This is a genomic window from Acidocella sp. KAb 2-4 (assembly GCF_020567705.1).
Taxonomy (GTDB): Bacteria; Pseudomonadota; Alphaproteobacteria; order Acetobacterales; family Acetobacteraceae; genus Acidocella.
Genome location: NZ_JAJDJU010000004.1, coordinates 68,899 through 90,701 on the forward strand (window position 1 = coordinate 68,899; position 21,803 = coordinate 90,701).

Genomic DNA, 21,803 nt, shown 5'->3' on the forward strand with positions numbered 1-21,803 from the left:
TTCAGCGCGGGGCGGCGGCGCGGGTCAGGCGGTCGTTGATCGCCAGCCCCAACCCTTGGGCGGGAACCGGCTGCACGGCGATGCGCGTCAGCCCCCGCGCGGGGGCCTCGGCATCCAGCGCGCGCAGCCCCTCGAACAGCCGGGCGGCCGCCTCGGTGAGATCGCGCGTGGCGGAGAGCTGGAAGCACAGCGCCGCGCCCGGCAATGGCGGCCCAAAGGCGAGCAGCGCCTCGCCAGGCTCCAGGCGCGCGGCGTTGAGCCGCACCGGCAAGCCCGGGGCGTAATGCGAGGCCAGCATCCCCGGCGCGATGGGCGCGGCGACCTCGCCACTGGCGCGGGCGATGGGGCCGATCTCGGCTTGCAGCGCCTCCAGCGTCACCCCGCCGGGGCGCAGCAGCACCGGCGTCTCGCCGGAGAGGTCGAGCACCGTCGACTCCACCCCGACCGGACATGGCCCCGAATCGAGCACTGCGGCGATCCGTCCCTCCAGCTCCGCCAGCACATGCGCGGCGGTGGTGGGCGAGATCCGCCCCGAACGATTGGCCGAAGGCGCCGCCACCGGGCCGCCAAACGCCGCCAGCAGGCGATGCGCCACGGGCTGCGCCGGCACGCGCACCGCCAGCGTGGGCAGCCCCGCCCCGGCGAGTTGCGAGACCAAGCAATCGGCCGCGCGCGGCAGTACCAGCGTCAGCGGTCCCGGCCAGAATTTGGCCGCCAGTTTTTCGGCCAGCGCATTGGCGCGCACATAGCGGAAGGCCGTGGCGGCATCGGCGAAATGACAGATCAGCGGGTTGAAGCTGGGGCGGCCCTTGGCGGCATAAATCGCGGCCACGGCCCGCCCGTTGCAGGCATCGGCGCCCAGCCCGTACACGGTCTCGGTGCCGAAGGCGACAAGTTCGCCCGCGCGCAGCAACGCCACGGCGCGGCCGATCTCGTCGGGTGTCAGGCGCTCGGTCATGCCCGCGCGGGCCTAATCCTTGGACTCGTCGAGATCGCGCGCCACATCCGGCGAATGCAGGATCTCGTTGATGCGGGTGGCCTGCTCCAGCGCCTCATCGGCCACGAATTTGAGATCCGGCGTCACCCGCAGCCCAATCCGCGGCGCGATCTGCGCGCGCAGATAAGGCGCCACCCGCTTGAGCGCGGGCAACAGCGGCGCGATATCCTTGTGCCCCAGCACCGAGGCGAAGACGAGCGCGTGTTTCAGGTCCGGAGACATCCGCACCTCCGACACCGTGATGTGTTCGCGCGCCAGCACCGGGTCGTGAAACTCGGTGCGCAGCAGCACATCGGCGAGGATATGGCGGATCTCCTCACCCACCCGCAGCTGGCGCTGCGACGGGCCGGCCTCAGGCCGGGATGATCTCTGTTTCATAGCACTCAACCACATCACCCTCGCGCAGATCCTGGAACCCCGCGAAGGACAGGCCACACTCATAACCGCGCGCCACTTCCTTCACATCGTCCTTGAAGCGCTTGAGCTGCGACAGCTCGCCCTGGTGGATGACCACGTTGTCGCGCAGCAGGCGCACGCCGCAGCCGCGCTTGACCACGCCCTCGGTGACATAACAGCCCGCGACCTTGCCGGTCTTGGTGATGTTGAACACCTGGCGGATTTCGGCATAGCCCAGGAACTTCTCGCGCACGATCGGCGCCAGCTTGCCCTTGACCAGCTTCTCGATGTCGTCCGCCACTTCGTAGATGATCGAGTAGTAGCGAATATCCACGCCCTCGCGGCTTGCCAGCTCACGCGCCTGCGCGTTGGCACGCACGTTGAAGGCGACGATGAGCGCGTCGGAGGCTTTGGCCAGCTGCACATCGCTCTCGGTGATCTGACCAACGCCGGAGTAGATGACGCGTACGCGCACCTCCTCGTTGCCGACCTTGGTGACAACCACGCCGATGGCTTCGGCAGAGCCCTGCACATCGGCCTTGACGACGAGCGCCACTTCCTTCTGCGCGCCAGCCTGAATCCGGGCCAGCATCTCTTCCATGGTGCCGCGCATCGCGGTCTGCGCCGCCACCTGCCGCTCGCGCAGCTTCTGCTGGCGGTATTCGGTGATCTCGCGGGCGCGCTGCTCGTTATCCACCACCACAAAGGGTTCGCCCGCCGTGGGCGCGCCGGACAGGCCGAGGATCTCCACCGGCACCGACGGCCCAGCTTCCTTCACCGGCTGGCCCATGTCGTCCAGCATGGCGCGCACGCGGCCCCACTGGGCGCCCGCCACCACGATCTCGCCCTGATGCAGCGTGCCCTTTTGCACAAGCACCGTGGCCACCGGGCCGCGCCCCTTGTCGAGGCGGCTCTCGATGATCGCGCCTTCGGCGGCGCGGTCGGGGTTGGCGCGCAGCTCCAGCACCTCGGCCTGCAGCAGGATCGCCTCCAGCAGCTTATCGAGGTTGAGCTTCTTCAGCGCCGAGACTTCCACATCCATGGTGTCGCCGCCCATGCTCTCCACCACGATCTCGTGCTGGAGCAGCTCGTTGCGCACACGGTTGGGGTCGGCGCCGGGGCGGTCGATCTTGTTGATCGCCACGATGATCGGCACCTCCGCCGCCTTGGCGTGTTTGATCGCCTCGATGGTCTGCGGCATCACGCCGTCATCGGCGGCGACGACCAGCACCACGATATCGGTGGCGGCGGCGCCGCGGGCGCGCATGGCGGTGAACGCCTCATGGCCCGGCGTGTCGAGGAAGGTGACCTTGTCGCCCGATGGCAGCGACACCTGATAGGCGCCGATATGCTGGGTGATGCCGCCCGCCTCGCCCGAGGCCACATTGGCGTGGCGCAGCGCGTCGAGCAGCGAGGTCTTGCCATGGTCGACATGGCCCATGATGGTGACGACCGGCGGGCGCGGCAGCAGCTCGGCCTCGGTGTCCTCCTCGCCCTCCAGGCCGATTTCGACATCGGCGTCGGAGACGCGGCGGACCTTGTGGCCGAATTCGTTGACGATCAGCTCCGCCGTGTCGGCGTCGATGGCCTGGGTGATGGTCGCCATCACGCCCATCTTCATCAGCGCGCGCACCACGTCGCGCCCCTGGGCGGCCATACGGTTGGCCAGCTCCTGGACGGTGATGGTCTCGGGCAGCACAACCTCGCGCACCACCTTCACGCCGTCGGAGCGCAGGCGCTCCAACTCGGCCTGACGGCGCTCACGCTCGCGCTGGCGGCGCACCGAGGCGAGCGAACGGGTCTTCTCATCCTCGCCCTCGATCGCCGCCTGCACGTCGATGCGGCCGCTGCGGCGGTTGCCATCACCGATCTTCTTGGCCGGGGCCACGGGCACGCCACGCTTGGGCGCGGGGGTGACGGGGCGGCGGACATTGCGCGGCGCTTCCTCTTCCTCTTCAGCCGTGCGGCCGCCGGGCTTAAGCTGCAGTGTCTCGCGCGCGGCCGGGGCGGCCGGGCGCACGGGCGCGCCAGCCGGACGCGCCGCCACCGGAGCAGGCTTGGCGGCGGCGGGCGCCGCAGCCGCTGGCGCGGCGGGCTTCATCGCGGCTTCCTGCGCGGCCTGGGCCTTGGCTTCTTCCTCAGCCTTCGCGCGCGCCTCTTCCTCGGCTTGCTGCCGAGCTTCTTCCTCGGCCTTCAGCCGGGCTTCCTCTTCAGCCTTGCGGCGGGCCTCCTCGGCGGCGGAGAGGATCGAAATCTTCTCCTGCTCGCGGCGCTCGGCCTCGCGCTGCGCGGCTTCGGCCAGCACGCGCTGGCGGGTCGCCAGCTCGGCGGCGGTCAGGGTCCGTCCGCCCGGGCCCGTGGCGGGGCGCGGACGCGCCGGGGCCGGAGCCGCCGGGCGCTCAGCCGCGGGCTTCAGCGACAGCGCCGGGGCCGGCGCGCTGCTCGGGGCCTGCGGGGCAGCACCAGCCGGAGCCGCGCCGGGGCCGCGCTTCTTGCGCACTTCCACCTGCACGACCTTGGAGCGGCCATGCGAGAAGCTCTGACGCACGGAGCCGGCATCAACCGTATGCCCCGCGTCGCCGCGCGCTGCCGGCCGCAGCGAGAGCCTGCCCTTGGTTTCACTCTGGTCGTTGCCGTCACTCATGCCTAATCCGGTCCAATTCAACTTCTTCATGGCCGGAATCAACCGGCCTTGTTGGGCTCTACTGCCCGCTTGTGACTTCCACCGCAACACCCTGCAGGCGCCGCGCCTCGATTTCGATCATCCTGGCCAACCGCCCGGGGGCGATGACCACATGCACGATATGGTCACGGCCAAAGACTTTTCCCAGCGTGGCGGCATCGAGAACCGCCACCGCGGGCACATCGCGCCCGCCCAGAAAGCGCGCCCGTTCCTCCGGGCTGCCATCCGATGCCTGCACCACCAGCCCGGCCCTGCCGGACTGCAACCATTCCCGCGCTTTCTCGAAGCCGGAGATGGCGCCGCCGCCGCGCCGGGCCAGGCCCAGCAGCTCCGCCACGCGGCGGGCGAGAACCGCCCGCACCTCGCCCGGCAAATCAGGCGCCAGCACCACCTGCGCCCGTGCGGCGCGGGCGAACACACCGCGCCGGACCGCTTGGTTTAGCACATCCGCACGCGCACTCAACCACAGCCCTCGTCCGGGCAGGGTTGCGGAAGCGTCGAACACCAAGCGGTTGCCCGGCCCCACCACGAAGCGCAGCGCCTGCTCGCGCGGCACCGGCTCGCGGGTGACGAGGCAGCGGCGCAGCGGGCCGCGCTCATCCGCCTCGGGCAGGTCCAGCGTGTCGGGATCAGCCTGCGTTGCCATCCTCTCCTTCGAACCAATGCGCACGGGCGGCCATGATGACCTCGTTGGCCTGCTCCTCGGTCATCGCATCCTTGCCGAGGATCTCGACCAGTTCGTCACCGGCCAGATCGGCCAGATCGTCCAGCGTCTTCACACCCTTCTCACCCAGCGCGATCAGATCCTTGGCGGAGAACACGTCGAACGCCGCGATCTCGTCGGTCACACCGAGGGCGACGCGCTTCTCCTCCAGCTCATTGGCCTGGCGCTCGAGGAAGGCATTGGAGCGGCGCAGCAACTCGGCCGCCACGTTCTCGTCGAAGCCCTCGATAGAGGCGACCTCCTCCTCCGGCGTCGCGGCCAGATCCTCGATCGCCTCGAAGCCTTCCTGCACCAAAAGCCCGGCGATCATGTCGTCCACGTCCAGCGCCTCGACGAACAGCCCGGTCTTGCGGCGGAATTCCTCCTGGCGGCGCTCGCTCTCCTCGGCTTCGGTCAGGATGTCGATATCCCAGCGCGTCAGCTGCGAGGCGAGGCGCACATTTTGGCCGCGCCGGCCAATGGCGAGCGAGAGCTGATTGTCGGGCACCACCACCTCGACGCGCCCGGCCTCCTCATCCATCACCACCTTGGACACCTCGGCCGGCGCCAGCGCGTTGACCACGAAGGTGGCGACATTGGGCGACCAGGGGATGATGTCGATCTTCTCGCCCTGCAGCTCGGCCACCACCGCCTGCACGCGCGAGCCGCGCATACCAACGCAGGCGCCGACCGGGTCGATCGCGCCATCGCGCGAGATCACGGCCATCTTGGCGCGCGAACCCGGGTCGCGGGCCACGGCCTTGATCTCAATGATGCCGTCATAGATTTCCGGCACTTCCTGCGCGAACAGCTTGGCCAGGAAGCCAGGATGGGTGCGCGAGAGGAAAATCTGCGGGCCGCGCGGCTCCTCGCGCACGTCATAGATATAGGCGCGCACGCGGTCGCCATTCTTCAGGTTCTCGCGCGGGATGCACTCGTCGCGGCGCAGCAGCGCTTCGGCCCGGCCGAGATCAACCATCAGGTTGCCATACTCGGTGCGCTTGACCACGCCGTTGATGATCTCGCCCACGCGGTCCTTGAACTCATTATACTGCTTGGCGCGCTCATATTCGCGCACGCGCTGCACGATCACCTGCTTGGCGGTCTGCGCGGCGATGCGGCCGAAATCGATCGGCGGCAGCGGGTCCACCAGATAATCGCCGACATTCTTCTCCGGCGCGAATTTCTTGGCGATGGCGACGGGAATCTGCGTCTCCTCGTTCTCCACGGTCTCCACGATCTCGGTCCAGCGCGAGAGGCGGACATCGCCGGTCTTACGGTCGATCACGGCGCGGATATCCTTCTCGTGCCCGTATTTGGCGCGGCCGGCTTTCTGGATCGCCTGCTCCATCGCCTCCAGCACTTCCTCGCGATCGATCTGCTTCTCACGCGCCACGGCATCGGCGACGACCAGCAATTCCGGGCGGTTGACTGCGGTATCCATGAGGGTCCTCAATTGGTGACTTTGGGTTGGGTGGTGAAGGCGATCAACTCGTCCGTGAGAACAAGCTTGGCCTTGCGGATATCAGCGCGGCGAAGCTCCACATCGTCGCCGGTGTCCAGCTTCAGCCGCACGGTCTCGGCATCGGCGCCGGCCAGTTTGCCGGTGAAACGCTTGCGGTTGCCGGGGCCCGGAAAATTCAGTTCGATCCGCGCATCAAACCCCGCATAGCCGTTGAAATCCTTAGTCCGAGTCAGCGGCCGGTCGATGCCCGCGGAGGAGACTTCCAGCGTCCAGGCGGAGTCGATCGGGTCTTCCACGTCGAGCACGGCGGAGAGCAGGTGGCTCACCGTCTCGCAATCCTCGAGCGTGAAGGCGGCGCCATCGGCACGGTCGGCCATGATCTGCACGGTCGGGGTTTCCGTGCCCTTCACCTGCACCCGCACCAGCTCATAGCCCTGGGCCTCCAGCGGCTCCACGATGATATCGGCAATACGGCCCTCAAGGCCGGTATGGATCGGACGGTTTTCTGACAAGCGGCGAAAATCCAATAAAAAAGGCGGCCTGTTTAAGGGCCACCCTGCGAAAAAGCGGGTTTTGTTGAAAGGGTGTTTACGCCGTCACGGCCGCAACAGCAAGGAGTTTTTTCACACCGGCGGATCAGCCAGGGTCGAGCGCGGCCTCGTCGCAATGCGCCTGCATCAGCGCTTCGATCTGAGACATCCCGGCTTGATCGGGCGCGGCGGGGGCCGGGGGCGGCGGGGGTGCGTCAAGGCCGGCAAAGGCGGCGGCGAAAACGCGCATTACATGCGCCACCCCGGCGCCGGTGACACTGCGCCGGTCCGGCCCAAAATAGCTGCCCGCGTCAAAAGCCCGGCTCATGATGATCTCATAGGCTGGGAAATAAGCCACCGATGGCAGCGTTTGCGCCAGCTTCGCGGCCGCGGCGACGAGCATTGATTTGGCCTGGAAGCTGGCCACCAGCACATGCATGTCGGCCCGCGCCGTGGCCGCCAGCGGCACGGGCGAGACGGTGAGGATCACCCGCGCCTTGGGGTTGCGCTGGCGTAGCGCGGCGATGCAGGCGGTCATGTCCGCCACCACCTCGGCCTCGCTGAAATTATGGAATACGTGGCGTGAGGGATCGAACGCGCCGCCCGCCACCCCGGGGCAGAGCGTGAAGACCGCGCCATCCTCACGGCTGAGCCAAGCCTCGGTGAGGCCAAGGGTGAAGACCAACACATCCAGCTCCTCCACCATCCGGCGCACGGCGGCGAGGTGGCGGGCGCGGTCGAGCTCGAGCTCGCGCCGCGAGGCAAAGCCGCCAGGCTGGATGCGCGGGCGGAATGGGTCGATCCAGGTGCCCCCCTCACCCCAGCAATCCTCGGCCGGATGAAACTCGCCATAAGCCCGGCGCAGCAACTGCAAAAGCTGGCGGGCGGTGTAGATATTGCCGTAACGCGCCGAGAACAGCCCGTAGCCATACTCCCGCGCCTGCTCCGGGGTGAAGAGCGGATGCGCCGGTTCCGTGACGAGATGGTGGAAGCCGATGGCCTGCAACATGCCGCCAATATGCTGGGCGAAGCAGCTGCCCGCCGTGGCCACGGCGTCGCCCGGCCCGATGCGGATTTGCGCGGCCATGGCCGGGTTCACCGCCTCGGGCGCGACGCCGGCCACGTCACGGCTCCAGAAGGCGCTGTCGGGCAGGGATTTGTAGGGATGCGTCATGCCATCAGCCTCGCCAGCACATGCTGCCCATAAAGCGCGTTGCCATGGGTGGGGTCGGGGTTCCACGCCTGAGGCACCAGCATGCCCTCGACATCCTGCATCTCTGGCGGCACGGGCAGGAATTCCACGCCCAGCGCCGCGCAGGCCTCGCGGTACAGCCCGGAATGCAGCCGCCAGAGCTTGAAGCGCAGCAGCGCCGGGGAGACGCCGCGCTCAGCGATGAGGTCTTTGAACACGCCCGGATGCGCCTGGATATGGGCGGCGGAGGGGATGGGCGGCGGCGACTCGACATGCACGAGCAGCCCCGGCACCGCCGCGCGATAGGCCGCCAGCGCCTCCAGATGCGGGGCCACCCGGCGCGCCAGCTCCCGGCGCAGCAGCCCGGCGGGCAGCAATTCCGCGCTCTCATCGACAAAGAGCGCGGGCGCCTCGGGTAAGACGAAGTCGAACCGGCGCGGGTGGTTGAGCATGCCAATAATGGAATGGTCATTGCCGACGAATAGCGACACATGCAGCGCCGCCGCGCCAAGCCGCGCCTGGATCTCCGGATGCAGCCGCCCCTCCCGCAGCACTGGTTGATATTGCGGCTCGTTGACGCACAGGAACGCGCACGCATCGCCACCGCCCTGCTGCGCCCAGGCGAGGCGCAACGCGGTGATATGGCTGTGTCCGACACAGAGGAGACGAGGCATGACGGTCTTCCGGGCGGCAGCTTGAACGGGCCAGGCCCCGCCAGCCTTCCCCGCAAACGAAAACGGGGACCAAAAGGCCCCCGTTCCGTGAAATTTCGCCGGTTAGGCGGAGTAGTACATCTCGAACTCGACCGGGTGCGGCGTGTGCTCGAAGCGGTACACTTCCTTCCACTTGATCTCCATGTAGGACTCGATCTGCTCCTTGGTGAACACATCGCCCTGCAGCAGGAACTCGTGGTCGGCTTCCAGCGCCTGCAGCGCCTCGCGCAGCGAGCCGCAGACGGTCGGGATGCCCTTCAGCTCCTCCGGCGGCAGCTCGTACAGATCCTTGTCCATCGGGTCGCCCGGGTGGATCTTGTTCTTGATGCCGTCGAGGCCGGCCATTAGCAGCGCCGAGAAGGACAGATAGGGGTTGCAAGTCGGGTCGGGGAAGCGGACCTCGACGCGCTTGGCCTTCGGGCTGGTGGTGTACGGAATGCGGCAGGAGGCCGAGCGGTTGCGGGCGGAATAGGCCAGCAGCACCGGCGCCTCGAAGCCCGGGATCAGGCGCTTGTAGGAGTTGGTGGAGGGGTTCGAGAAGGCGTTGATCGCCTTCGCGTGCTTGATCACGCCACCAATGAAGTACAGGCACATCTCGGACAGGTCGGCATAGCCATTGCCGGCGAAGAGCGGCTTGCCGTTCTTCCAGATCGAGGCGTGCGTGTGCATGCCCGAGCCGTTATCGCCATAGATCGGCTTCGGCATGAAGGTCGCGGTCTTGCCGTAGGAGTGCGCGACGTTGTGGACGCAGTACTTATAGATCTGCATCTCGTCGGCCATCTTGGTCAGCGAGTTGAAGCGGGTGCCCAGCTCGTGCTGGCTCTGCGCCACCTCGTGGTGATGCTTCTCGATCGGCAGCCCCATCTCACCCATGGCGGAGAGCATCTCGGCGCGCAGGTCGGAGTCGGCATCCACCGGCGGAACTGGGAAATAGCCGCCCTTGACGCCCGGACGGTGGCCCATATTGCCCTCGGGGTAGTCCTTCAGCGAAGAGCCAGGGCCCTCGATGGAGTCGAGCTGGTAGGTGCCGAAATTGCCGCCGGTGCCGAACTTGACGGAGTCGAAGATGAAGAACTCCGCCTCGGCGCCGATGAACGCGGTGTCACCGATGCCGGTGGACTTCAGATAGGCCTCGGCCTTCTTCGCGGTGGAGCGCGGGTCGCGGGCATAACCCTGGCCGGTAGCGGGCTCGATGATGTCGCAGAACAGGATCAGGCTCGGCTTGGCGGAGAACGGGTCCATCACCGCCGTCGCCAAGTCGGGCTGCAGGATCATGTCGGACTCGTTGATCGCCTTCCAGCCGGCGATCGAGGAGCCGTCGAACATGAAGCCGTCCTTCAGCGTATCCTCGTCGATGGTGGCGACGTGCTGCGCCGTGTGCTGCCACTTGCCCTTCGGATCGGTGAACCGCAGGTCGACATACTCGACCCCGTTCTCCTTGATCAGGTTGAGAACTTTCGCGACGGCGTCGTCGCTCTCGGCCTTCTTAGCCATGTGTTTTCCTTCGTCGTGTGTAAAGAAATTTTGTTACCGGCCTACCCGCGGAAGACCGGTGTCAGCCCCGCCCCGTCTACGCGCAGCGCCCGCATGTTTAGCCATGCGCGGCCCCGGCGACAATGGCCGTTCAGACCGCCGCCTCGCCTTTCTCGCCCGTGCGGATGCGGATTACTTCCTCGACCGGGGAGATGAAGATCTTGCCATCGCCGATCCGGCCCGTGCGGGCGGCGTTCATAATGGCCTCGACCGCGCGCTCGACCACGCCATCCTCACAGATGACCTCGATCTTCACCTTCGGCAGAAAATCCACCACGTATTCGGCGCCGCGGTAGAGTTCGGTATGCCCCTTCTGGCGCCCGAACCCCTTGGCCTCGACCACGGTAATGCCTTGCAGCCCGACTTCGTGCAGCGCTTCCTTCACTTCGTCGAGCTTGAACGGCTTGATGATCGCTTCGATCTTCTTCATCTGGTCCACGCCGAGCCGCAAGGCCCGCGTCCTCCTCTGTGTTTCCTGCGACAGCGCGAGTGCGCGCCAGCCAACGGGCTGACGGTTTCTGTTATAGCACGCCGCGTGCCAAGCCAATCAGGGGCGGAAATCCGTGGGGAAGTTATTTTACGGGCAGGTGGATCCGGCGCGCTGCCCCCGTGAATGGCGGCATTTGCCTAAAAACAAGGCAAGTTTGCCGCCGCCGCGTTAGGCAATATAGTCTGCGCCGCCGAAATCAGGATCCCGCCCGTGAAACCCGCCAATACCCTCCTCGCCCAGACGGGCACCACCATCTTCACCGTGATGTCCGCGCTCGCCATGCAGCACGGCGCGATCAATCTGGGCCAGGGCTTCCCTGACACCGAGGGGCCGGAAGACGTGGTCCGCGCCGCCGCGGCCGCGCTGCTCGACCAGCGCAACCAATACCCGCCGCTCACCGGCACGCCCGAGTTGCGCCAGGCCGTGGCGGCGGCGAATGCCCGCTTTTACGGGCTGAGCATCGACCCGGATTCGGGCGTGTGCGTCACCTCTGGGGCGACCGAGGCGATCACCGCCTGCCTGATGGCGCTGCTCAACCCCGGCGACGAGGTGGTGCTGATCGAGCCGCTCTATGACACCTACCTGCCGGTGGTGAAGCTGCTCGGCGCCATCCCGCGCCTGGTGCGGCTGGAGCCGCCGGGCTGGGCGCTGCCGCGCGCCGAACTGGCCGCGGCCTTCGGGCCGAAGACCAAGCTGCTGCTGCTCAACTCGCCGATGAACCCGACCGGCAAGGTGTTCACGCAAGAGGAGCTGGACTTCATCGCCGGGCTGCTCCGGCAGCACGATGCCTATGCGGTGTGCGACGAGGTGTATGAGCATCTGGTGTTCGCGGGCGCGCGGCATATGCCGCTGATGACCCTGCCGGGCATGGCCGAGCGCTGCCTGCGCATCGGCAGCGCGGGCAAGACCTTCTCGCTCACCGGCTGGAAGGTGGGCTATGTCTCCGGCCCGGCGGCGCTGATTTCGCTGGTCGCCAAGGCGCACCAGAATCTCACCTTCACCACCGCGCCGAATTTGCAGCGCGCCGTCGCCTACGGGCTGGGCAAGCCGGATGAGTATTTCGCCGGGTTGGCCGGGGCGCTGCAAGCCAAGCGCGACCTGCTGGATACCGGGCTGCGCCGCCTGGGCTTCGCCACCCTGCCCGCCAATGGCAGCTATTTTATCACCGCCGATTTCTCCAGCCTCGGCTTCGCGGGCGACGATGTGGCCTTCTGCCGCGCCATCACCGAACAGGCCGGGGTGACGGCGATTCCCGTCTCTGCGTTTTACGTCGACGCCCCGCCCCGGCATTACGCGCGCTTCGCGTTCTGCAAGCAGGACGAGGTTTTGCAAGCCGCATTGCAACGTTTGGAGCGCTGGGTGGCATCAAGACCATTGACGGCATCGCCCTGAGCGCGTTACGAGGCCCCACCCTGGATGGCGGACGTAGCTCAGTTGGTAGAGCGCCGGTTTGTGGTACCGGTTGTCGCGGGTTCGATCCCCGTCGTTCGCCCCAGGGGTTACCCACCCGCCCCGCCTGGAGGCGGGTTTTTTATTGGCCACATCCCCACGAAAAAACCCCGGCCTTTTGGGCCGGGGTTCGTGTTTTGGACGATCGCGTGGCGGCTTAGTGCAGCACGATCTCGACGCGGCGGTTCTGCGGCTCACGCACGTTCGGGCCGGTCGGCACCAGCAGGTGCGTCTCGCCGTAAGCGTGGATCTCGATCTCCGAGGCCGGCACGCCATCGGTAACCAGCTGCGCGGCCACCGCCTTCGCACGGCGCTCAGACAGGCCCATATTATATTGCGGGGTGCCCGAGGTGTCGGTGTAACCGGACACATCCAGCGTGGTGACGTTCTGGGTCTTGGAGTCAGACGCCGCCTGGGCGATGATCTGCGTCGCGCGCGGGGTCAGGTTGTACTTATCCCAATCGAAGAACACGAGATAGGTCTTGGCCGGAGCCGGGGCCGGAGCCGCCATCGGGGCCGGCGCGGGCGCCGGAGCCGGGGCCGCCGCAGGGGCGTTGAACAGCTGATAGCGCAGGCCGAGCAGGAAGGTATTGTAACTCTGCTGGCCCACCTTCACCGTACCCCCAATCGGGGACTGTCCCAACAGTCCAGGCACGGCGGCGCTGGAGATGCTGTAGTTCCGGCTCGCTGTCAGCTGCATGAAGCGATATTCCGCGGTGAGCGACAACCCCTGCACCCAAGGCAGCGGATAGGACACACCAGCGATCAGGTCATACGCAAAGCTGCCGCGCGTGCCACCGGCCGAGATGCCGGCCGCCCCGATATTCGGGCTGATCTTGGCCCATTGGTAGCCGACGCCAGCGCCGACATAGGGGAAGACCGGCCAGCCGGCGTCGATGTCATAGACCACGTTGACCATCGGGCCATAGGTATTGTCACCGCCAGAGACGCGGTAATGCCCACCCGCTACGTCGGCCTCATGCGCCGTGTTGCGGATGAAATCCATGCCCAACTGCACGCGCAGGCCATTGCCGAAGCCGTAACCGACATCAGCCACACCGGCATAGGATGGGCGCCAAAGGATTTTGCCAGAGACTGCGCCCCCGGTTACCGAAACATTCGTAGGGGTGAGGATGCTGGTGCCGGCGCCGAGATCGACAAACGGGCCGGTAACCGGCTGAGCATGGGCGGCAAGTGGCATTACGAGGCAGCTGGCCGCAGCAAGAGCGTAACGGAACTTCATGGTAGGCCTCCCTAAAATCCAAAGATTTTTTACGTCAAACAGACCAGATTTTCAGCATTTTTCGGCTCTCAGCCGGAATATTTGTCTCCACTGTGGCAAATATGCTTCGCCGCCACCGCCGCGCCGCTCACGCCAGGCGCGGTGGGTGCGGCGCGGGCAGAAACTCCTGCAGATGCGGCCACAACTCGCCATCCGGCGTCTTCACCAGATCCTTATGCAGCGTGCCGGCGAGCTTGGCCTGGGTTTCAGTATCCAGCTCCTGCTGGATCGCCTGCACCGTATGCGCGGGCGCGGCGATGATCAGCACATCAAACCCGGGGTCGGCCTGCAACCCGTTCAATTCATGAGCGACCTGCTGGGCAAACCGCCCGGCCTCCAGTTTCTGGGGATCATGGCGCGGCGTGATGCCGTGATGCGCCGTGGAATCGCTATGGAACGAGGCGCCGGGGCGGTCGCTGCGCAGGTCGGAGGATTGCTTATGCGCCGCCGCCGAGTCGATCCAGCGCTCGGTGTGCAAAACGTGATGCTCGTCTGGGCGGACAATGCGGGCGTGCTCGCCATCGGCGATGGCGACGAGGAAGCGCTTCGGTTTGGACATTTTTTATCCCTCCTTCGGGCTTGGCGAGCCTAGCCTGTCGGCCTCGCAAAGGGTTTGACCGAGATCAATATTTTACCGCGCCCGAGCGGCGGTTTGTGTTCCGCTGTTTAGCGCGCCGCGCCCGCCCGGGCTTATTCTGGCGGCAGAAAAACGCCTTGAGGTACCCCTAATCATGACTGAACCGCTTCGTCTCGTCGCGCTCGAAACTAGCCCGCCGGCCTTCCCCACCGAGGCCGCCGCCCGCATGGCCCGGGAGATTTTCGGCATCGACGGCACGGCGCATCCGCTTTACGGCGAGCGCGACCAGAATTTCCGCATCAAAACCGCCAGCGGCCCCGGTATCATCCTGAAGATTCTCGGCCCCACCGAGGACCCGCAGACCGTGGCGTTCCAGACCGAGGCGCTGGGCCATATCGCCATGATGGACCCCGCCCTGCCCGTGCCCCGCGTGCGCCGCACCGTGGCGGGCGAGGCCTATACGAGCATCCCGGATGAGCGCGGCATCCCGCATATCGTGCGCGCGCTCGATTTCCAGCCCGGCCGGGTGATGGACAGCGTCGATCCCTCCCCCGCGCTGCTGCGCCATGCCGGCGGCACGCTGGCCCGGCTCAACCTCGCGCTCAGCAATTTCTTCCACCCGGCGGCGGGGCAGCGGATCGTGTGGGATTTGCGCCGGGCCGTCGATCTGCGCCCCTCGACCGGACTGATCGAGGACGCCGAGACCCGCAAGCTGGTGGAAACCGTGCTTGACCGCTTCATCGCCTTTCTGCCGCAGATGTCGCGTCTGCGCCACCAGATGGCGCATAACGACCTGCACCCCGGCAATATGCTGGTGGACGAGGGCGCTACCGAAGTCACCGGCCTGCTGGATTTTGGCGACATGATCCACGCGCCGCTGGTGTTCGACGTGGCAGTGACCGCGGCCGAGACGGTGGGCGAGATGGCCCCGATCGATTACGGCACCGCGATCGTCGCCGGGTATGACGCGGTGATGCCGCTGCAGGATGCCGAATTCCCGGCACTGTTCGAGGCGATCATCGCCCGCCATGCGCTCATCACCACCATCCAGGCTTGGCGGCGGCATCACGACCCCGCGGGGGCCGAAAAGCTGGGCGCGCTCTCCGCCCTCGGCGCCCCGGCCATCGAAGCTTACCTCAGCGCCGGGCGCGAGGCCGTGGTCGCCAAATTCCGCGCCGCCGCCGCGGCCAAGCCGGGGGCTGGCAACCTGCTGGAGCGGCGCTTCCACGCGCTCGGGCGCGGTCTGGAGCTCTCGTATGACGAGCCGGTGCATCTGGTGCGCGGCGAGGGTGTGTTCCTCTACGCGCCCGATGGCACGCGCTTCCTCGACGCTTATAACAACGTGCCCTCGGTCGGCCATGGCAACCGCAAAGTGGCCGCCGCCATCGCCCGGCAGATGGAGACGCTGTGCGCCAACACCCGCTATCTGCACGAGAGCGTGGTGGAATATGCCGAGCGCCTGACCGCCACCCTGCCCGCCGGGCTGGATACCTGCCTGTATGTGAATTCCGGCTCCGAGGCGAATGACGCCGCCTACCGGATCGCCAAAATCGTCACCGGCCAGACCGGCGCGATCGTGGTGGAAAACGCCTATCACGGCGTCACCGACATCGCCGCGGCGCTCTCGCCCTATCATGGGCCGTTCGTGCAGCCGCTGGCCCCCTTCGTGCAAACCCTGCCCTCACCCGATAGCGGCGCCGACCCGGCGGTGGCGGCGCGGCAGGCGATCGCGGCGCTGCGCGAGAGCGGGCATGGCGTGGCCATGCTGCTGATCGATTCCGCCTTTGTCTCCAACGGCATCGTCGATGTGCCGCCCGGCTGGTTCGCCGCCGTGGCGGAGGAGGTGCGCAAGGCCGGCGGGCTGGTGGTGGGCGATGAGGTACAGTCCGGCTTCGGGCGCATGGGCGATGAATTCTGGGGCTTCGCCCTGCACAGCGTGGTGCCGGACCTCGTCACCCTGGGCAAGCCGATGGCCAATGGCCACCCGACCGGCATGGTCGTGGCGCCGCGCGCGCTGCTGAAAGCCTTCACCGACAAGATCGATTTTTTCTCGACCTTCGGCGGCAATCCGGTCTCGGCGGCGGCCTCGCTCGCCACGCTGGAGGAGTTGCAAAGCCGCGGCTTGCAGGAGAATGCCCACGCCACCGGCGAGATGCTGCGCCAGGGCATCCGCGCCCTCAACCACCCGGCCATCGCCGAGGTGCGCGGGCGGGGGCTGATGATCGGCGTGCAAATGGACGGCAGCGCGGCGCTGACCAAGGGGGTGGCCAACGCCATGCGCCGCAACCGCGTGCTCATCGGCACCGAGGGGCCACAGGGCAATGTGCTGAAGATCCGCCCGCCCTTGCCCTTCGGGCCGGCGCATGTGGAGATCTTCCTCGACGCGCTGCGCGCCAGCCTGCCTTAATCGAGGAAATCCAGCCCGATATCGAGCACCCGCGCCGAGTGGGTGAGCCATCCGGCGGAGAGCAGGTCCACCCTGCTCTCCGCGATGGCGGGGGCGGTCTCGGCGTTAATCCGCCCGGAGGCCTCGGCGATGGCTCGCCCGCCAATGCGGCGCACCGCCTCGCGCAGCGTCTCGGGCGTCATGTTGTCGAGCAAAATCGCATCCGGCCCGTGCGCCAGCGCCTCGTCGAGCTGGGCCAGTGTGTCCACCTCGATCTCGATCTTCACCAGATGCCCGGCGGCGGCGCGCGCACGCGCCATCGCCACCCCCACCCCGCCGGCGATGGCGATGTGGTTGTCCTTGATCAGAATGGCGTCATCGAGCCCGAAGCGGTGATTCGCCCCGCCTCCGGCGCGCACCGCGTATTTCTCGGCGAAGCGCAGCCCCGGCGTGGTCTTGCGGGTGCAAGTGATTTTCGCCCCGGTATGGGCGATGGCATCGGCAATGCCGCGCGTGGCCGAGGCGATGCCGGAGAGATGCCCTAGAAAGTTCAGCGCCACGCGCTCGCCGGTGAGGATGCCGCGCGCCGGGCCGTCGATATCGGCGATGATGTCGCCCGGCTGTAGCCGCGCGCCATCCTCCAGCCGCGGGGCGAAGCGGATCTGCGGATCCACCAGCCGGAAGGTGAGCCGGGCGAAATCCAGCCCCGCCACCACGCCGGGCTCGCGCGCCACCAGCGCCACGCGGGCCTGGGTGGCGGGCGGGATCACGGCGTCTGAGGTGATATCCCCGGCGCGGCCCAAATCTTCGAGCAGGGCGGCGCGCACGGCGGGTTCGATCATGATGTCGGGAAGCGAAAGCAGGGACATTACGCGGCCTTATGAAGAGAGTTCCGGAGCGGGGCGGAATCGGCACGGGCATGCGCGCCGACGGAGGTTTCGCGCGCCAGCGCCGCCTGGGCAATGCGCAACGCCAGCGCGGCGGCCGGGTTGGCGGGGGCCAGGGCGGCGAAGGCCTCGGCGGCATCGCGCAGCCCGGCGGCATCGCGCAGCACGCCCAAATGCACCGACATCAGCGCGCGCAGCGGCGCGGCATCCGGCGCCGGGGCTGGCGCCCGCGCGGGCAGGGCGCGGGCAGGCTTGGCCACCTGCCCCGCCATGGCGCGGCCCGCCGCCTCACCGCAGATCGCGGCTTCGAGCAGCGAGTTGCTGGCTAGGCGGTTGGCGCCGTGCAACCCGGTGCGGGCCACCTCGCCCGCCGCGAACAGCCCCGCGACGTTGCTGCGCCCCTCGGCATCCACCGCCACGCCGCCCATGTGGTAATGCGCCGCCGGGCGCACCGGGATGGGCTGGGTGGCGGGGTCGATGCCGGCCTCGGCGCAGATGGCGGCGATGCGGGGGAAGCGCGTGGCGAAGCGCGGGCCCAGGTTGCGGGCGTCGAGACAGACATGATGCCCGGCCTGGGCATGGGCGAACACAGCGCGGGCCACCACATCGCGCGGGGCGAGATCGGCGCCCTGCATGAAATAGGCCCCGGTTTCGTCGATCAAACGCGCGCCCTCGCCGCGCACCGCCTCGGAGATCAGCGGCAGCGCGCCGCCGCCCGGCGCGTCCAGCGCCGTGGGGTGAAACTGGATGAATTCGAGGTCGCGCAGCACCGCCCCGGCCTGCATGGCCAGCATCAGCCCCTGGCCGATGGCGCCTTGCGGGTTGGTGGAGTAGCGGAACAGCCCGCCAATACCGCCCGTGGCCAGCAGCACGCGGTCGGCCGCCAGGGTGAAGGCCTCACCGCCGCGCATGGCCAGTACGCCGCACACCCCGGCATCATCGGTGAAAATCTGGCGGGCGGTGGCGTCCAGCACGGTGACGCTGGGGGTGGCGCGCACGCGCTCGATCAGCGCGCGCAGGATTTCCGCGCCCGTGGCGTCGCCATTGGCGTGCAGGATGCGCGGGCGGGCATGCGCGGCCTCCAGCCCCAGCGCCAGCGCGCCAGAGGCCTTGCGGTCGAAGCGCACGCCCAGGCGCAGCAGTGTCTCCACCATCGCCGGGCCAGCGCCGATGATGCGCTCCACCGCCGCGCGGTCGCACAAGCCAGCCCCGGCGGCCAGGGTGTCGGCCACATGCAGGGCGGTGCTATCCTCCTCGCCAATCGCGGCCGCCATGCCGCCCTGGGCCCAGGCGCTGGCCGCCTGCGCGCCCAGGGGGCCGGCATTGAGCAGCGTGACCGGGTGCGGCGCCGCGGCCAGGGCAGCCATCAGCCCCGCCACGCCGCCGCCGATGATGACGATCGTTTGACGCCCAGAATCCGCGCTCATTTAACGGCGAGCATCCGCTCGACCGCGCGCCGCGCCGGGGCGAAATACTCGGCCGGGATCGTCACCTCGGTCTGCATCTCCTCAAGCGCCTTGCGGATGTTCTTCAGGGTGATCCGCTTCATGTGCGGGCAAAGATTGCACGGGCGCACGAACGCGGTGCCCGGATTGGCCTGGGCGATATTGTCGCTCATCGAGCATTCGGTGATCAGGGCCACGCGGGCGGGCTTCTGGTCGCGCACGTAATTCGCCATCACCGCGGTAGAGCCGGAGAAATCCGCCACCGCCACCACCTCGGGCGGGCATTCGGGATGCGCCAGGATGACGACGCCCGGATGCGTGACGCGCAGTTGCTCGATCTCCTGCGGGGTGAAGCGCTCATGCACCTCGCAATGCCCCTTCCAGGCGATGATCTTCACCGCCGTCTCCTTGGCCACGTTCTGGGCCAGGAATTCGTCGGGGAGCATGATCACCTCCGGCACGCCGAGCGATTCCACCACTTTTTTGGCGTTGCCCGAGGTGCAGCAGATATCACTCGCCGCCTTCACCGCGGCCGAGGTGTTGACATAAGCCACCACCGGGCGGCCGGGATATTTGGCGCGCAACAGGGCCACGTCCTCGGCGGTGATCGATTCCGCCAGCGAGCAGCCCGCCTGCGCGTCGGGGATCAGCACGGTCTTGGCCGGGTTCATCAGCTTGGCCGTCTCGGCCATGAAATGCACGCCAGCCAGCACGATCACGTCGGCATCGGCGGTCTCGGCCTCGCGCGCCAGGGCCAGGCTGTCGCCCACGATATCGGCCACGCCATGGAAGATCTCGGGGGTCTGGTAGTTATGCGCCAGGATCACGGCGCGGCGCTGGCGCTTCAGTTCCAGGATGGCCGCGGCATCCTCCGCCATGGTGGCCCATTCGATGGGCGGGATCACCCGGGAAACGCGGTCGTAAAGATCTAACGGCATCTCGCTCTCCTTTATACTCAGTATGAGTATAATTATCTCGGATGCGGTTATACTCACTCTGAGAATAACATGGCAAGACTTATTTCACGAGCGGCAGCTTGGTGCCCGAGACTCCACGCTCCTCCAGCACGGCGGCGCGGAAGCGCAGCAGCTTGGCCGGGCGCCCGGCGAGACCCGAGGTGCTCTTGCCGGTTTCCTCCACCAGTTCCTGCTGCTCGATGAAGCGGCGGAAATTGGGCTTGTGCAGGGTCTGCCCGGCCAGGGCCTCCATGGTCTGCTGCAACTCCAGCATGGTGAATTCATGCGCCAGCAGCTCGAACACCACGGGGCGGTATTTGATCTTGGCCCGCAGCCGGGCGATGGCGGTGGCCAGGATGCGGCGGTGGTCGTGCGTCATCTCCTTGCCGGGCACGGTCTCGCCCTCCCCCGCACGCAGGCGCCTTGCCTCCGGCACCAGCGCGGCCTCCCACAGCAGCTCGTAGCGTTGCAGCACCAGTTCCTCATTCCAGCCCCGCCCGCCCGTGCCGAACAGCCCGGCCACGCGCGATTGCCGGGCCGGATCATCGCCTGCCCAGCGCGCCAGACGGGGCAGGATTTCCGCCAGCACCGGCGCGGCGCGGTTGGCGCGGGCGTCCTCCCAGGGGAAATATTCGTACCAGCTATGCCACTCGGCGCCCGGATACTCGGTCACGGCCTGCCGGCTGAGGCCGAGATAGGAGATGGAAATGCTGCGCGCCGCCCCCGGAAGCTGCCCGGCGAAGGTGTAAAGCTGCTCGACATAGCCGGGCGCATGGTGCGTCTGCCGCTCCACCCAGGCGCGCAACCCCGTCTGCAGGGAGCGATGCCCCTCCTGCAACGGGCCTGAGGGCAGCGCCGTGCCAGCGTCGATGGTAAGCACGCGCGGGTCTCCATCCGTCACCGCGGCCAGCACCGCGATCAGCTCCGCCTGAACCATTCCGCTTTCCATACCGCTTTGTCGCGCATTTGCCGCCGCGCGAAAAGCCGTTCAGTCGAGCGATTTCTGGAAGCGCAGCACGCTCACCACCAGCATGATGGCGGAGAGCATGAACAACGCCAGGAAATCGGGCCACAGCACCGCCACCCCCACGCCCTTGAGGAACACCGCCCGCAGGATGACGATATAATAACGCAGCGGGTTGATGAGCGTGAACCATTGCAGCGCCACGGGCATGGCGGCGATGGGAAAGGCGAAGCCGGAGAGGATGAAGAACGGATTCACGATGAAGAAATTCAGCGCGAAAGCCTGCTGTTGCGTGCGTGATTGGGTGGAGAGCAGCAGGCCGAAGCCGATGGCGGCGAGCAGGAACAGGGTGGAGCCGAGCATCAGCACCAGCGGCCCGCCGATGAAGGGGATGTGAAACAGCAACGCCCCCAGCCCGGTGACGAGCGCGACATCGCCGAAGCCGATGAGGAAGAACGGCACCGTCTTGCCCAGGATGAACTCCACCCGGCCGATCGGGCTGACCATGATCTGCTCCAGCGTGCCCATCTCGCGCTCGCGCACCACGGCGAAGGCGGTCAGGCTGATCACTTGCATCATCGCCAGCGTGCCGATCACGCCGGGGATGAAGAACCAGCGATCGTCCAACCCCTCATTGAACCAAGGGCGCGCCTGTAGCGAGATATTCACCGCCCGCGGCGCCGCGCCGATTCCGCCGCCAACGGCCGGCGGCGCGCGTTCCTGCTCGAACACACCCACGATCTGACTGACATAGCCGAGCGCAATCAGCGCGGTGTTGGAGTTGGTGCCATCCACCGCGACCTCCAGCGGGGCGCCGGCGCCATTGGCGAACCCCTTGGCGAAGCCTGCATGGATGATGATACCCGCCACCGCCGTGCCGGTATTGATATCGCGGTTGAACTGCGCCTGGCTTGAGGGATAATCGACGATGTCAAACCGGCCCGTGGCGACGAAATGCGAGATCAGGGCGCGGCTGACCTGGCTGTTATCGAGGTCCAGCACCGCGGTGGAGACATGATTGACCGTGAAGGTGGCGGCATAGCCATAGATGACAAGCTGGATGACCAGCGGCGCGATCAGGCGCACCATCGCCCAGCGGTCGCGCTTGAGTTCGATGAATTCCTTCGCGAGCATGGCCAGAATGCGGTCGAACAT

Annotated in this window: 19 protein-coding genes and 1 tRNA gene; 3 read left to right on the forward strand and 17 right to left on the reverse strand. The window is 67.3% G+C overall.

The window, feature by feature from the left end; all coding sequences use genetic code 11:
- Position 1: 1 nt before the first annotated feature.
- The 10 genes from LI953_RS04515 to LI953_RS04560 all read right to left on the reverse strand — a co-directional run bounded on the left by LI953_RS04515 (position 2) and on the right by LI953_RS04560 (position 10,642).
- Positions 2–958, reverse strand: a complete 957-nt coding sequence (locus tag LI953_RS04515; protein WP_227074839.1) for an L-threonylcarbamoyladenylate synthase — start codon at positions 956–958, stop codon at positions 2–4.
- Positions 959–970: 12 nt separating this feature from the next.
- Positions 971–1,375, reverse strand: a complete 405-nt coding sequence (gene rbfA / locus LI953_RS04520) for a 30S ribosome-binding factor RbfA (protein WP_227074840.1) — start codon at positions 1,373–1,375, stop codon at positions 971–973.
- A complete protein-coding gene (infB, locus tag LI953_RS04525; RefSeq protein ID WP_227074841.1) occupies positions 1,350–4,037 on the reverse strand; it encodes a translation initiation factor IF-2 in 2,688 nt (895 codons plus the stop codon). Before infB ends, rbfA begins: the two co-directional genes overlap by 26 nt.
- Before the next feature lie 58 nt (positions 4,038–4,095).
- Positions 4,096–4,722 carry an RNA-binding protein gene (locus LI953_RS04530; protein ID WP_227074842.1) on the reverse strand — a complete coding sequence of 209 codons (627 nt, stop codon included), beginning with the start codon at positions 4,720–4,722 and terminating at the stop codon, positions 4,096–4,098.
- Entirely contained in the window at positions 4,706–6,223 is a 1,518-nt protein-coding gene (gene nusA, locus LI953_RS04535) for a transcription termination factor NusA (RefSeq protein ID WP_227074843.1), read from the reverse strand. The genes LI953_RS04530 and nusA overlap by 17 nt, the downstream gene beginning before the upstream one ends.
- A gap of 8 nt (positions 6,224–6,231) precedes the next feature.
- Positions 6,232–6,756: a ribosome maturation factor RimP gene (gene rimP / locus LI953_RS04540; RefSeq protein ID WP_227074844.1), complete on the reverse strand. Its 525-nt coding sequence runs from the start codon at positions 6,754–6,756 to the stop codon at positions 6,232–6,234.
- A gap of 124 nt (positions 6,757–6,880) precedes the next feature.
- Positions 6,881–7,948, reverse strand: coding sequence for a GSCFA domain-containing protein (locus tag LI953_RS04545; protein ID WP_227074845.1), 1,068 nt, complete (start codon positions 7,946–7,948; stop codon positions 6,881–6,883).
- On the reverse strand, positions 7,945–8,640 hold the full coding sequence (locus tag LI953_RS04550) for a hypothetical protein (RefSeq protein WP_227074846.1): 696 nt from the start codon (positions 8,638–8,640) through the stop codon (positions 7,945–7,947). The genes LI953_RS04545 and LI953_RS04550 overlap by 4 nt, the downstream gene beginning before the upstream one ends.
- A gap of 102 nt (positions 8,641–8,742) precedes the next feature.
- Entirely contained in the window at positions 8,743–10,173 is a 1,431-nt protein-coding gene (gene glnA / locus LI953_RS04555; protein ID WP_227074847.1) for a type I glutamate--ammonia ligase, read from the reverse strand.
- Positions 10,174–10,303: 130 nt separating this feature from the next.
- Positions 10,304–10,642: a P-II family nitrogen regulator gene (locus LI953_RS04560; protein WP_227074848.1), complete on the reverse strand. Its 339-nt coding sequence runs from the start codon at positions 10,640–10,642 to the stop codon at positions 10,304–10,306.
- Between the two features lie 270 nt (positions 10,643–10,912).
- Here LI953_RS04560 and LI953_RS04565 point away from each other — a divergent pair, with 270 nt between their 5' ends.
- Positions 10,913–12,094 carry an aminotransferase gene (locus LI953_RS04565; RefSeq protein ID WP_227074849.1) on the forward strand — a complete coding sequence of 394 codons (1,182 nt, stop codon included), beginning with the start codon at positions 10,913–10,915 and terminating at the stop codon, positions 12,092–12,094.
- Between the two features lie 27 nt (positions 12,095–12,121).
- A tRNA-His gene (locus LI953_RS04570) sits at positions 12,122–12,197 on the forward strand.
- 111 nt (positions 12,198–12,308) lie between these two features.
- Here LI953_RS04570 and LI953_RS04575 read toward each other — a convergent pair.
- Entirely contained in the window at positions 12,309–13,394 is a 1,086-nt protein-coding gene (locus LI953_RS04575) for an OmpA family protein (RefSeq protein ID WP_227074850.1), read from the reverse strand.
- Positions 13,395–13,521: 127 nt separating this feature from the next.
- On the reverse strand, positions 13,522–13,992 hold the full coding sequence (locus tag LI953_RS04580) for a host attachment protein (protein ID WP_227074851.1): 471 nt from the start codon (positions 13,990–13,992) through the stop codon (positions 13,522–13,524).
- Between the two features lie 172 nt (positions 13,993–14,164).
- On the opposite strand from LI953_RS04580, the gene LI953_RS04585 reads away from it, so the two are divergent.
- Complete coding sequence (locus LI953_RS04585) at positions 14,165–16,417, forward strand: aminotransferase class III-fold pyridoxal phosphate-dependent enzyme (protein WP_227074852.1); 2,253 nt, start codon at positions 14,165–14,167, stop codon at positions 16,415–16,417.
- Here LI953_RS04585 and nadC read toward each other — a convergent pair.
- The 5 genes from nadC to LI953_RS04610 all read right to left on the reverse strand — a co-directional run bounded on the left by nadC (position 16,414) and on the right by LI953_RS04610 (position 21,803).
- Complete coding sequence (gene nadC / locus LI953_RS04590; protein WP_227074853.1) at positions 16,414–17,265, reverse strand: carboxylating nicotinate-nucleotide diphosphorylase; 852 nt, start codon at positions 17,263–17,265, stop codon at positions 16,414–16,416. The two genes, LI953_RS04585 and nadC, sit on opposite strands and share 4 nt — an antisense overlap.
- Complete coding sequence (locus tag LI953_RS04595; protein ID WP_227074854.1) at positions 17,265–18,710, reverse strand: L-aspartate oxidase; 1,446 nt, start codon at positions 18,708–18,710, stop codon at positions 17,265–17,267. The genes nadC and LI953_RS04595 overlap by 1 nt, the downstream gene beginning before the upstream one ends.
- Positions 18,707–19,666, reverse strand: a complete 960-nt coding sequence (nadA, locus tag LI953_RS04600) for a quinolinate synthase NadA (RefSeq protein WP_227074855.1) — start codon at positions 19,664–19,666, stop codon at positions 18,707–18,709. The genes LI953_RS04595 and nadA overlap by 4 nt, the downstream gene beginning before the upstream one ends.
- Before the next feature lie 79 nt (positions 19,667–19,745).
- Positions 19,746–20,621, reverse strand: a complete 876-nt coding sequence (locus LI953_RS04605) for an NrtR DNA-binding winged helix domain-containing protein (protein ID WP_227074856.1) — start codon at positions 20,619–20,621, stop codon at positions 19,746–19,748.
- Positions 20,622–20,672: 51 nt separating this feature from the next.
- Positions 20,673–21,803, reverse strand: a complete 1,131-nt coding sequence (locus tag LI953_RS04610; RefSeq protein ID WP_227074857.1) for an ABC transporter permease — start codon at positions 21,801–21,803, stop codon at positions 20,673–20,675.